At 56.7% G+C, this 12,838-nt stretch carries 12 protein-coding genes; 3 read left to right on the top strand and 9 right to left on the bottom strand.

Annotated elements, in window-relative coordinates; genetic code table 11:
- Positions 1–14: 14 nt before the first annotated feature.
- Positions 15–1,106: a threonine-phosphate decarboxylase CobD gene (gene cobD / locus NST43_RS04765; protein WP_339222858.1), complete on the bottom strand. Its 1,092-nt coding sequence runs from the start codon at positions 1,104–1,106 to the stop codon at positions 15–17.
- 346 nt (positions 1,107–1,452) lie between these two features.
- On the opposite strand from cobD, the gene NST43_RS04760 reads away from it, so the two are divergent.
- A complete protein-coding gene (locus NST43_RS04760; RefSeq protein WP_339222856.1) occupies positions 1,453–2,457 on the top strand; it encodes a lipoate--protein ligase in 1,005 nt (334 codons plus the stop codon).
- 362 nt (positions 2,458–2,819) lie between these two features.
- Here NST43_RS04760 and NST43_RS04755 read toward each other — a convergent pair whose 3' ends face one another.
- On the bottom strand, positions 2,820–3,542 hold the full coding sequence (locus tag NST43_RS04755) for a metal-dependent hydrolase (protein WP_339222855.1): 723 nt from the start codon (positions 3,540–3,542) through the stop codon (positions 2,820–2,822).
- A gap of 232 nt (positions 3,543–3,774) precedes the next feature.
- Here NST43_RS04755 and NST43_RS04750 point away from each other — a divergent pair, with 232 nt between their 5' ends.
- Entirely contained in the window at positions 3,775–4,686 is a 912-nt protein-coding gene (locus tag NST43_RS04750; RefSeq protein WP_209991620.1) for a DMT family transporter, read from the top strand.
- A 141-nt stretch (positions 4,687–4,827) separates the two neighbouring features.
- Positions 4,828–5,640, top strand: a complete 813-nt coding sequence (locus NST43_RS04745) for a Cof-type HAD-IIB family hydrolase (protein ID WP_209991621.1) — start codon at positions 4,828–4,830, stop codon at positions 5,638–5,640.
- Positions 5,641–5,847: 207 nt separating this feature from the next.
- On the opposite strand, the gene NST43_RS04740 is transcribed toward NST43_RS04745, so the two are convergent.
- The 7 genes from NST43_RS04740 to cysT all read right to left on the bottom strand — a co-directional run bounded on the left by NST43_RS04740 (position 5,848) and on the right by cysT (position 12,784).
- Positions 5,848–7,611, bottom strand: a complete 1,764-nt coding sequence (locus tag NST43_RS04740; protein WP_339222854.1) for an ABC transporter ATP-binding protein — start codon at positions 7,609–7,611, stop codon at positions 5,848–5,850.
- A gap of 433 nt (positions 7,612–8,044) precedes the next feature.
- On the bottom strand, positions 8,045–8,824 hold the full coding sequence (locus NST43_RS04735) for an MBL fold metallo-hydrolase (protein ID WP_339222853.1): 780 nt from the start codon (positions 8,822–8,824) through the stop codon (positions 8,045–8,047).
- Between the two features lie 13 nt (positions 8,825–8,837).
- Entirely contained in the window at positions 8,838–8,969 is a 132-nt protein-coding gene (locus NST43_RS04730) for a hypothetical protein (protein WP_339222851.1), read from the bottom strand.
- Positions 8,970–9,003: 34 nt separating this feature from the next.
- Positions 9,004–10,077 carry a sulfate ABC transporter substrate-binding protein gene (locus NST43_RS04725; protein WP_339222849.1) on the bottom strand — a complete coding sequence of 358 codons (1,074 nt, stop codon included), beginning with the start codon at positions 10,075–10,077 and terminating at the stop codon, positions 9,004–9,006.
- A 30-nt stretch (positions 10,078–10,107) separates the two neighbouring features.
- Positions 10,108–11,172 carry a sulfate ABC transporter ATP-binding protein gene (gene cysA, locus NST43_RS04720; RefSeq protein ID WP_339222847.1) on the bottom strand — a complete coding sequence of 355 codons (1,065 nt, stop codon included), beginning with the start codon at positions 11,170–11,172 and terminating at the stop codon, positions 10,108–10,110.
- A gap of 2 nt (positions 11,173–11,174) precedes the next feature.
- On the bottom strand, positions 11,175–11,972 hold the full coding sequence (locus NST43_RS04715) for a sulfate ABC transporter permease subunit (RefSeq protein WP_209991626.1): 798 nt from the start codon (positions 11,970–11,972) through the stop codon (positions 11,175–11,177).
- The gene (gene cysT / locus NST43_RS04710) at positions 11,969–12,784 is read right to left on the bottom strand and encodes a sulfate ABC transporter permease subunit CysT (protein ID WP_209991627.1); all 816 of its coding nucleotides are present in this window, start codon (positions 12,782–12,784) and stop codon (positions 11,969–11,971) included. The genes NST43_RS04715 and cysT overlap by 4 nt, the downstream gene beginning before the upstream one ends.
- Positions 12,785–12,838: the final 54 nt, after the last annotated feature.

Genomic DNA, 12,838 nt, shown 5'->3' with positions numbered 1-12,838 from the left:
TTCCGGCCGCTGCTTTATCTTCCCGCCTGCAGCAGCGTCCCCAGCTCCCGCAGCAGCCGGGCATTGTCCGCCCGGCCCTTCACCGCTACGCGGATGTGTCCCGGCTCAAGGCCGGGGTACATCGCGCAGCTGCGGACGAGGATGCCGCCCGCGCCCAGCCGCTGCTGCATCTCCTGCGCGCTCCACGGAGCGGGCAGCCGCAGCAGCAGGAAGTTCGCTTCGCCCGGCGGCACGCCACAGCCGAGCTCAAGCAAGCCCTCCCGCAGCCGCTGCCGCTCGGCTGCGATCAACGCGCGCGTCTCCTGCCCGTAGCCGTCGCCGCAGCGCAGGCAAGCTTCCCCGGCCAGCAGCGCCAGCCCGTTCACGCTCCAGGTCACCTGCTTGCCGGTCATGGCTGCGGCAAGCGCCGGATGCGCGGCAGTGAAGCCCAGCCGCAGCCCCGGAATGGCAAAAAACTTCGTCATCGAGCGCACCAGCACCGTATGACGATAAGCCCCCAGCTCCGGCAGCAGAGATTGCCGGTCCGCCTCCGGGATGAAGTCGATGAACGCTTCATCCACCGCCAGCACCGTCCCGCAGGCCTCTGCCTTCTGCGCGAGCTGCCGCAGCTCGTCCAGCGGATACTGGACGCCGTTCGGATTATTCGGCTGGCCGAGGAACAGCAGATCGACCTGCTCCAGCAGGCCGGAGATGCCGTCCACGGAAGCCCGGTAATCCATCCGGCTAGTCCCCTGAACGGACAAGACCTCTGCACCGAACTGCTCCGCGAGCTGGCGGTACTCGGAGAAGCACGGCTCCACGATGCCCACCCGGCGCGGCGCGACAGCCAGCAGCAGCAGCGCCATCGACTCTGCCGCCCCGTTCGCCACGGTAATCCACTCCGAGCCGAGACCCAGCTCCTCCGCCAGCAGTGCCTTCAGCCTGCGGTGGCCTGGATCGGGGTACGCGGTGACCGCTGCGCCCGCATCCCGCAGCAGCGCCAGCACGCCCGGCGGCGGACCCAGCGGGTTAATATTGGCGCTGAAGTCCAGGAACCCGCCGCTGCTGTCCCCGTATAACTCGGCGGCGGTCAGCAGATCCCCGCCGTGTCCATATTTTTCAAGCATATGTACATCCTCCTTGTCCAAATTTCCCCATCCTATATATCCTCCCTGTCCACACTATTCATAGTCTATCAATGCTCCGTCATGTACTTCACTTCAATGTAAGTCTCACTTCACTATCCAACAGCTCTATCGCCATTCTCCCAATTATTGGCCGATTACCGGAAATCCGTCAATGCTATATCGCCTATGCAACCGGCCTTGAACCCGCAAACTTTCTGCATAGCGCCGTCCCCCCGACATGATCTCCAGGCTGATGCTATTTGTGACGGCCCGTCTTTTGAAGAAATCTCTCTTTTAGTTTAGAATGAGTACAGCAGTTTACTATGGTCACGCGGAGGAATCACGAATGCTTTTTATCGATAATACCGGAATTACAGACGCATCGATCAATCTGGCCATTGAAGAGTTTGCGCTCAAAAACCTGCCGATGGACGAGAGCTACCTGCTCTTTTATATCAACAGCCCCTCGATCATTATCGGCAAGCACCAGAATACCATCGAAGAGATCAACCAGGAGTATGTGAAGGAGCATAACATCCAGGTCGTACGGCGGTTGTCCGGCGGCGGCGCGGTGTATCATGATCTCGGCAATCTCAACTTCAGCTTCATTACCAAGGATGACGGCCAGTCCTTCCATAACTTCCTGAAATTCACCCAGCCCGTCATCGACTATCTGCAATCTATGGGGGTGAATGCCGAGCTGAGCGGACGCAATGATCTTCAGGTCGGGGAGCAGAAAATCTCCGGCAACGCCCAGTTCTCCACCCGCGGACGCATGTTCAGCCACGGCACCCTGATGTTCGATCTCAATCTGGATGATGTCCAGGCTTCCCTGAACGTGAATCCCGAGAAGTTCAAATCGAAGAGCACCAAGTCCGTACGCAGCCGGGTCGCCAATATCAAGGAGCTGCTGGGCAATCCTGACATGACGATTGAACAATTCCGTGAGGGGCTGCTGCGCTCGATCTTCGGCATGGAGGCCGCTGATGTGCCGCAGTACAAGCTGACAATGGACGACTGGGTGCGGATCAATGAAATCTCCAAGGAGCATTACCAGAATTGGGACTGGAACTACGGTCTTTCGCCTAAGAGCAACGTGAAGCACACCCGCAAATTCCCGGCAGGGCTCGTGGATATCCGCATGGATATTGAAGATTCGGTCATCCGGGAGATCAAAATCTACGGCGACTTCTTCGGCGTCGGCGATGTAGCAGATGTGGAGAACGCGCTGCGCGGCAAGCGTTATGAGGAAGCCGAGGTCCACCAGGCGCTGGCTGATCTCGATCTGAAGCATTACTTCGGCCGCATTGAACCGGAAGACTTCATCGGACTTGTGTTTCTTGAGGAATAAACTTGAGGAATAAAATAGAAGGCATTACAAGCCAAAGCCCTCCCGCGCGGATGATCTCCGCACCGGAGGGCTTTGCCGTACACGCTTGCCGGTATTGTACCAGGCACTGCGGCTCCCCCTCAACAAGCAAGTGGATAAACGTATCTTAAATCGCCAGTTTCTGAGGAATCCAGGGAATCAAGTGGATAAACAGCATCTATAATTGCTCCTTTTTGCTACTTAGGGTGAAACGAGAGGTTGTAAGTGCTGTTTATCCACCTGCTGTTGCAGCAGGAAGCATTCATTCATCAGCAAGTGTACGAAATCCAACTGCTATTTCCGGTCCTCACCGCGTCCTGGCCTGACCCGTTCGTTATCAGACGTCATCCCAAAGATGGCGTAAGCACGAACACATACACAACGAGCGCCAGCGTAAGCATTACGCATACTTTCTCCACCGCATTGCCCTTCTTCGTGCCGGTGCTCATCAGCTTCAGCCGCAGCTTGAATGGAATCGGAGGCAGCGGGGTGATCCCTCGCTGGGTCAGGGAGTCGGCGAGGAGATGCAGTCCGTAGGACAGGCTCCCGGCAATCCACAGACTGCCGCCGGCATTCATGTCAAGGGAGACGAAGTACAACAGCGCGCCCCATCCGGCAACGGCATACAGCGTATGCGTGATTCCCCGGTGCGGAACTATGGAAGCTACGACCAGCACGCAGGCGGCGATATAGTTCCATGGATCATAGGCATCGGCAAAAGCAAACAAGGCCAGCGCAATCAGCAGCATCACCAGATGCCGCAGCCTGCGGCTGGGCAGGAAGGATACGCTGCCGACCAGCAGCGCCAGTGCGATATTCCAGGGCGGCTCCGCTATCCCGGCAAAATAAAGATAAATGCCCGCTCCGATCAGCGCTACCTGCAGAATACGCAGCAAAAACTCTGGCACGGCCTTGCGTACCAGCATGGAATTCGGCTCGTCGATATCGGGCAGCAGAGAGCTGACCACGGCGACGGCAACAGCCGGAAGGGTAATGGCATGCCCTAGCAGGCTCATGGCGGACAGGGTAACCCCGGTGCTGATAACTAAATGGGATTTGCCCATCATGGTGAATCCGCTCCTTAGATGAAAGTATAAATGCTTCTGGATGTCTTGAAATAAGAACAGGTGTGCGGTTACCGAAGTATACCAAGGCTTTCCTTTTTTGTCCAGAATATAATCACCGGCCGGGCTCAGCCCCCTTGTTTCCTTATACAAACAGCGCAGTTGCAGCTTGTCGTTCCCACCGTTTTAGGATACAATTTGGACAACTCAACTGGCCCTGAAAGGATGACATCCTGTGAATCGCTCCCGAATCGCCGATCTAAGTCTGCTACTGGTGGCGATGATGTGGGGATGCACGTTTCTGATCGTGCAGTCCGCCGTGCGGGTGCTGCCGCCGCTTGCCTTCAACAGCATCCGGTTTACAGGTGCCGCCGTGCTGCTGGCCTTGATTACCGCTGTCTTCTACCGCCAGGAATGGCGTAAACTGAGCTTGCGCATGGTAATGCATGCCCTGCTGCTGGGTCTCTTCCTGTTCCTCGGCTACGGCTTTCAGACCGTGGGCCTGCTGTACACCACCACCTCTAACACCGGATTTATTACCGGGCTGTCAGTGGTGCTTGTGCCGTTCCTGTCTCTGGCGCTGCTGAAGACGGCCATCTCCAGATATACCTGGCTGAGCGCCGGGCTTGCAGCGGGCGGCTTGTATCTGCTGACCTTTACCGGCTCTGCCTTCTCCCTGAATAAGGGCGATGGCCTGATTCTGCTCTGCGCCGTGGCTTTTGCGCTGCAGATCGCGTATACCGGCAGATACGCACCGCGTTACCCGGCCCTGCCGCTGGCGGCGCTTCAGCTCGGCTTCGTAGGCCTGCTCAGCATCGCCGCCTCCCTGCTCGTGGATGGAAGCTCTCCGCTGCTGCACAGCGGAGAGCTGCTCCGCCAGCCGGAGGTGCTCTCTGCGATGCTGATCTCCATCGGCCCGACCAGCGCCTTCGCCTTCTGGATTCAGACGGCCTGCCAGAAGTACACCACCCCGTCCCGGGTGGCGATCATCTATGCCATGGAACCGGTATTCGCTGCCGTCACCGGCCTGCTCTTCGGCGGAGAGACGCTGGGCGTATCCGCGCTGCTCGGCTGCGGCTGCATTCTGGCCGCTATGCTGCTGGCGGAGCTCAGCCCCGCGCCGTCCGGGACGCAGGCGGAGGGCTGAGCCGGAATCCGCGGACCCTTTTGCCAGACTTCACGTTAATAAGTTCCATTGCTACAGACAGAGAGCCGTGCTTCCGTTGCCCTTCCTATAGAGGATTCAGCGGACAGCCGGACTACAAACCACGCTTAGGAGAGAACCCAAATGTACAAATTGATTGCTATTGATATTGACGATACCTTGATTAACGACGACAAAGAAGTGACCCCGGCGACCCAAACCGCGCTGGAGCAGGCTGTAGCCGCAGGCGTTGTGGTCACCCTCGCTACCGGACGCGCTTATGCTTCCGCCCAGGCGATTGCCCGCCAGACCGGACTGAATGTGCCGATCATCACCTATCAGGGAGCGCTGGTGAAGAACCTGCTCGATGAAGAGGTCCTGTATGAGCGTTATGTGCCGCAGGAGGCGGTGCGTAAGCTTTTCCAATATTGTGTAGAGCATGATCTGCACCTGCAGACTTACATTGACGACAAGCTGTATGCCCGCGAAGAGAACCAGAAGCTGATTGACTATTCGACTCTGAACGGAACGCAGTACTATATCGAGCCGGACTGGGAAGCCAAGCTGGTTCCGCAAAAAACACCAAAAATGCTCATTATCGACGATCCGGATTTCCTGGATGAACTGTCCCCGATTCTGCGCAGCCTGCTCGGCGATTCGGTGCATATTACGAAGTCCAAGCCGCATTTCCTGGAGATTATGCATCATGAAGGCACCAAGGGTCTGGCCCTGGAATTCCTGGCTGCACACTTTGGCTGCGAGCTGTCCGAGACGATGGCTGTCGGCGATTCCTGGAATGATCATGAGATGCTTGAAGCTGCGGGTCTTGGTGTGGCCATGGCGAATGCCATTCCAGCGCTTAAGGAAATCGCTGATTTCGTTACGCTTAGCAACAATGAGGACGGCGTGAAATACGCCATTGATAAGTTCATTCTTAACGCAGGTCAAGAAGCGTAAGCTGCTACAACAACAGCAGAACATCTTATGCCAAAAAGGGTGGCACCCCGCAGGTTCATGGTACGAACTGCGGTGCGCCACCCTTTTATACTAAATAGAAAGGAAGTGTGCCCTCATGGAAGAGATATCAAATGAGGAACAACTGCAATCTATGGCCTCTATGCAATCGACAATCCGTAGGCTCGAAAGCGCCTACTCTCTAAGAAGCTAGGCTATAGGGGCTAAGAGTTCCTCCTTCGCCTCCTGCTCAAGCTGTGAATGATACAGATCCGAGTAGCGTCCCTCTGCCGCAAGCAGCTCCTCATGTCCGCCCCGCTCCACAATCTCCCCGTTCTCCATCACCAGGATGACATCGGCATTCTGAATCGTTGAGAGCCGGTGGGCGATCACAAGCGTTGTCTTATCCTTCATGAGCTTACGGATGGCCTGCTGGACCATTCGCTCCGACTCATTGTCGAGGGCAGCCGTAGCTTCATCCAGCAGCAGAATCGGCGCATTTTTGAGCATCGCTCTGGCAATGGACAGCCGCTGCCTCTGACCGCCGGACAACCGGGAGCCATGCTCGCCAATATCCGTGTGTATACCTTCCGGCAGCTCCGTCACGAACTCGTACGCATTCGCCTGCCGCAGCGCCTCGATAATCTCTTCGTCTGACGCACCGGGCTTGCCGCTCTCGATATTGTCCCGGATGCTCCCGGAATACAGGCCCGACTCCTGAGGCACATAGGCAAAGTAGCTGCGCAGCTCTGCCAGCGGTATTCCGCTGATCGGACGGCCGTTAATTGCAACCTCACCCGCATCCGTCTGATAGAAACCAAGCAGCAGCTTGAACAGGGTGGATTTCCCGCCGCCGCTCGGACCTACTACGGCCATTTGCTGGCCGCGTGCTAGCTCCAGACTGACCTTGTTAAGGCTCTGCTTCTCACTGCCCGGATAGCTAAATGACACCTCTGCGAGCCGAAGCTCCCCGAACCCCGGCAGCTCCGTCTGGACTTCAGGCAGCACCTCAACCTCAGCAGGCGCATCCATCACCTCGAAGATCCGCTCCGCCGCACCCAGCGACTGCTGCATGGAAGCGACCAGGCCCGGCAGGGACGAGAACGGCCCAACCAGATAGTTCATCAGCTGAATGAAGGCGATCATCGCCCCGACCTCAAGTCTTCCATTCGCCACGAACCACCCGGCAATCACCAGAGCCAGCAGGAAGGTCAGATTCCCCAGCAAGGAGGAGATCGCGCCGGTTGCTCCTTCGATTCTCGCTTTCTTTTTCTCTCCTGAGGCAATAGCCTCACTGTAACCAACATATTGCTTCTGCAGCCTGCGTTCCATGGAGAATGCCTTGAATACCATACTGCTGCCCAGAATATCGTTCAGAAAAGCCGTAGTCCGGCTCATACTTTCCTGCACGCGCACACTGTTGATACGCATCGCATTGCCGAAGATTTTGCCGGTCAGGAACAGCAGCGGCCCGATGGACAGGCAGATCAGCGCCAGCAGCCAGTTAATATAGAGCAGATAGGCGAAGGAGGCGATTGCCAGCAGCGGGTTGCGCAGCAGATCCAGCATCACCTGCCCGCAGGCTTCCCCCACCGACTGATTGTCATTCGTGAACCGGGACAACAAATCACCGGAATGATTGCGGTCGAAATAAGACTGCGGCAAGGCCAGCGTATGCCCCATCATATCCTGACGCAGCTCATTTCTGATTTTGGCCGATATATTGGTCTTGAGATACGCACTGACGAAGGTATTCAATCCCGTGACTAGCAAGAATAGAATCCCGAACCAAGCCAGCCCCTTGAACGACTCCACATCCAGACGGACGGCTGCATCCGTAATCCGGGCCAGGAACCAGGCCATGGTCAGATCCAACGCAATACTGAATAACGTCACCAATAGCAGTACGGTATAAATCAGCTTATGTCTTAGCATGTATGTACTTAATCTGGCAAAAGCACCTTTCTTCTTCACATCATCAGCTCCCCTTTAGAATTCCGCACCCCGCAGCATTAACAATTTATTCCTCTAATCCATAGCACATCGTTTTAGTATAGTACCTCCTTCTCTTTTTGAAAATAAAGAAATATACGCATCATATACATAAAACTGGAAGGCAAGCCCGTTGTGGACTCACTCGCTTCGGCTCCGATGCCATTAGTTTACTAGACCCCAGGCAAGGGACCCAGCGGCGGGGGGCGGATTCCCGGGTCGGTCTTGGGGCTGAAATCACCCTAAGATGAACGATACTCGTACCTCATGCCTCGTATAGGCAGTGCCTCACGTTGCACTATCTTTTGACAATAAAAAAGCCCCTGTACAGCAGCAGTAACCATACCTGTCTGCCATATAGAGAGCCTATCCTTAGATCATTGTGTTCATGCCCTGCGTCCGGCGCATAGCCTTATCACTGCTCCCGGCACAGCGGAACCCTCATCCCCGTCACAGCAAGCGTAACCTTCTCCGGCAGAATATAATCCTTGTCCAGATTGATGTCATGCGACATATGTGTGTAGACTGCGCGGCGCGGCTGAACGGTCTCCAGCAGATCGGCAGCTTCGGTCATATCATACACAGAGCGGGTGGACAATTCAGCTGCCTCGTAATAAAAGCTGGTTCCCAGCACCAGCAGGTCCGCTCCATGCATACGCCTGGTTTCCTCCGTGGTCAGAGAGATCGAGTCCGGGCAGTACACCCAGGCATAGTCCTCCTTCTCCAGCCTGTAGGCATAGGAGTAACCATTCTTGCCATGGTTCACCCGCCATGTGCTAATCTGCCAGCCATCCAGCGTAATGCCGTCATCACAAGGGATCATGTCGATATGCCCGCTGAGCCACGGGTATTGCCGCTGGATGACGGGAATGACCTCCGCCGGAGCGTACAGTTCTCCCCGGAAGCCCATCCAGCGGCAGCTGTCCGCCCATTCCGGCAGCCCGCCGATATGATCGAAATGCGCATGTGTCACGAGCAGACGCTTCATGGTGCGGTGCCCCTGCAGCTCCATCTGTCTCCGCCAGTCCGGTCCGCAGTCAATCGCCAGAAAGCCGCTGCCGTTATCTATAAGCACAGAAGAACGCAGGCGGTTATTGCGCCCGGTGGTTCTTGCTTCCGTACAGGTCTCGCAATCACAGTAGACCCGGGGTACGCCCATGGCATCCCCTGTTCCGAGGAACACTAATGTATCCATATGCCTGCCCACCTCATCGTCTTTTTTCTCGAATATCCGTCAGTTCATTATAGAACAGCAGCCGGTCCTTTGCACACCAGCCTGTAAGAACGGCAAAGAGCCGTCCTTCAGCCTCATCCGGCCATAGAACAGCTCTCTTCCTCATACGCACCTCACACTCAGAACCTGCCTTTATCCACCTAGATCCCGGCCAGCACCTGATACCATATGCCCCGCTTGGAGTATAACGTGGTGCGGACTTCCTCCCAGCCGCCAAGATAGCTGATGTCGAACAGCCCGACAGGAACCGGATACTGGCTCTCATGTGCCGCATAGACCTGCTGGTTCACAGGACGAAAGCCGAACTTAGCGAATATCTCCTGCGCCTGCGGCGTCGTCAGATAATCGACCAGCGCATCTGCGGCCGCACGGGTACCATGCTTATCCGCGTATTTATCCACCACGGCTGCAGGGTTCTCGATCAGCATCGTATTCTGCGGAATGATCACCTCATACTTCACTCCCTCGGCAATCCGCGCCAGCAGCTCATTCTCATAAGTCACGATCACATCGCCGACCCCGTACTCGAAGGCAGCCATCGAGGCCCGCCCGCTTTTATCCAGCGATTCGACATTCCTGTGTATGCTCTCCAGGAAAGCCTTGGCAACCGTAGGGTCCTTCGTCCCCTCCTGCTGCTCAGAACGCTTCAGGCCGGCCCCGTAGATCGCGTTGATGTCCCACTGGGCACCGCCGGAGGTCTTCGGATTAGGGTAGAGCACCTTCACCCCCGGCTTCGCCAGATCGGCAAAATCATGAATCCCCTTCGGATTGCCCTCCCGCGTTCCCAGGGCCACAACCGACCGCGTCACCATACCCGCCTCACCGCCGTGCTTCTTCCAGTCCTTCTCCACAAGGCCCGCCTTGACCAGCTTCCCGACATCGCCTTCCATGGCAAGCAGCGTGACATCCGCCTCAAAGCCGCCGGCAATCGCCCGCGCCTGGGTACCGGAAGCCTCATAGGACTGCTGGAATACGATAGTCTGACCGGTATCCGCCTTCCATTTCTCCGCGAACCTGGGGAGAATCTCGCCCATGGCATCCTTCACCACGCTGTAGGCACCCACCACAAGCGTTAGATCTCCCTGCGGCGGCGCACCTGCCTCTCCTGCAGCCTGCTGCTCATTCCCGCAGCCGGCAGCGGTCAGGGTGAACACCGCCAGCATTAAGACCGTCAGCCATCCGTGCAGTGGTCTGCTCCTTCTGATAAGCCTCATACCAGCGACACCTCGCACATCCTTTATTTTTTAGATAAATACAGGCATCGGATCTTTCTTAAGGCCATTCTCCTGAATCCAGCTCCGCTCCTCATTGAACAGGTAAGCGCGGTGCACCAGCACGGATATCTCTTGGCCCGGAGTCAGCGTTTCTTTCTCCAGAGAGCGGTAGGTGACCAGTTTATGTCCCTTTACCTCAACCTCCACGAGCCATTCACTTCCGCGAAAATGCAGATGCTTGACCGTACCCTGCTCCGTGGCCGAAGCCATTTTGAATTCATGCAGATGGCCTACCTCAATGTACTCGGGACGGATCAACGCCTTGGTAGGCTTACCGCCGCCTGCGCCCTCGAAGCCCTTCAGCTCGGAAGCACTGCCGATCAGCGTGGATTCCCCGATGAAGGTGGCCACGAACGGTGTCTTCGGCTCTTTATAGATATCCCAAGGCGTCCCCTTCTGCTCCAGCCGCCCCTGGTTAATGATCATAATCTCATCCGCAACTTCAATAGCCTCATCCTGGTCGTGGGTGACGAAGATCGAGGTAATCCCGACACGTTCGATCAGCTCCCGCAGCCAGGAACGCAGCTCCTGACGGATCTTCGCATCAATCGCCGCGAACGGCTCATCCAGCAGCAGCAGCTGCGGCTCAGGGGCCAGCGCCCGGGCAAAAGCCACCCGCTGACGCTGCCCCCCGGACAGCTGATGCGGATACCGGTTCTCGAAGCCCTTCAGACCGGTAAGCTCCACCAGCTCGGTGACACGGTCACGGATTACAGACTTACTAGCTTTCTTGACCTTCAGTCCGAAGGCGATATTCTCGAACACCGTCATATGCTTGAACAGGGCATAATTCTGGAAGACGAAGCCGATCTCGCGCTCCTGCGGCGGAAGATGATTCACCGCCCGGCCGTGGAAAATAATCTCGCCGCTGTCCGGCGTCTCAAGGCCCGCCAGCATCCGCAGGATCGAGGTTTTGCCGCCGCCGCTTGGGCCGAGCAGCCCGATCAGATGGCCTTTAGTAATGCCGAAATGGACATCCTTCACCGCATGAAAATCGCCAAAATGCTTATCGAGTCCCCGGACCTCTACATGCATAATTAGTGCCCTCCCTTTCTTCTCTTGCTCCATTCCATAAGCAGCAGCAGTCCTGCGGAGAATGCGGCCAGCACCAGCGCTATCCCGCCCGCAGCCGTAACATTGAAATTCTCGACATCCTGATAGACCAGTGTGGTGGCCGTCTGGGTCCGGTTCATAATATTGCCGGAAACGACGAGCACCGCACCAAACTCACCCAGCGAGCGGGCCACCGTCAGAATCACTCCATAGATGACCGCCCAGCGGATAGAAGGCCAGGTCACCTTCCAGAAGGTCGTCCAGCCATATGCGCCAAGTGTGGACGCAGCTTCTTCCTGCTGGGAACCGATCTCTTGCAGCACCGGCATCACCTCGCGCACCATCAGCGGGAACGTCACGAACAGCGTAGCAATCACCATTCCCGGAAAAGCATACACAATCTTCACTCCGATTTGCTCAAACAACGCACCCAGCGCACTATCCGGCCCGAGCAGCAAAACGATCATCAGCCCGCCGATAACCGGCGATACCGCATAAGGCAGATCCACAATGCTGTTCAGCAGGCTTTTGAGACGACGGCCCAGCCAGTTCGCCCGTACCAGATACAGGGCCGTCATAATACCAAACAGCGTATTCAGCAGCGTCACAACCACCACAACGTATCCGGTCATCAGGAGCGCATGAAGCGCCTCCGGCCGGGTCAGGGCGTCCCAGAAGCCGCTCCAGCCTTCGCTGAAGGCCCCCATTGTCATCCTGCCAAGCGGAGCTGCGATCAGAATGAAGAACACGAGATAGGTCAGTCCAATCCACAATCTTCTCATGATCTTCTCCCCCGCATCTGCATGAGGCTGATCAGCCAGAGAATCAGGAAGGATAAGGTCAACAGAATGATCGACACCGCAGCGGCCCCCGCCGGATTATCACTTTCGACCTCTCCGAAAATAAACACGGAAGACACCAGCGTGCGCCCCGGAATATTGCCTGCCACGAGGACAACCGCACCGAATTCAGCGAGCGCCCGCGAGAAGGCCAGCATCCCGCCGCCGATCATGCCAGGCGCCATAGACGGCAAGATCACCTGAAAGAAGACCCGGCTCGGCTTCGCTCCCATCGTATAGGCTGCCTCTTCTTCCGAAGCGTCCAGCTCCTCCAGCAGCGGCTGCACCGCCCGGATGACGAAGGGGAATGTAACGAAGACCATCGCAATCACAATCGCAGGCTGGTGAAAAACAATTGTGAAGCCCAGTGATTCCGCAAGGCCCCCGATCAGGCTTCCCGGACCCAGCAGCAGTAGAATCATCAGTCCGCCCACCGCAGTAGGCAGGGCAAACGGGAGATCGACAAGGCTGTTCAGCAGCGCCCTGCCCCGGAACTTATAACGGATAAGGACCCAGGCGATCATCGTGCCCAGCAGCACATTCGTAAGAGCCGCAATGACCGCCAGCTTGAGTGTTAACAGGACCGACTTCCAGGCAATCGGATCGCTCACACTTTCAGTGAAGCTTCCGAGCCCGGATGAGAATGAATTGTAATAGACCCCGAGGATCGGCAGCACAATCAGAATGACAAAATACAGTACAACCGTTGATCTAAATCCCCAGGTCCAGCCCTTGTGCCTGATCAGCGAATTCAATGGTCAACCTCCCACCTCCGGATAACCGGTCGGTATACTCGACTTTAAGGTTTG

Origin of the sequence: Paenibacillus sp. FSL H8-0332, assembly GCF_037963835.1 — a bacterium.
GTDB lineage: Bacteria > Bacillota > Bacilli > Paenibacillales > Paenibacillaceae > Paenibacillus_AQ > Paenibacillus_AQ rhizoplanae.
This window is presented reverse-complemented; position numbering and strand designations above follow the sequence as displayed.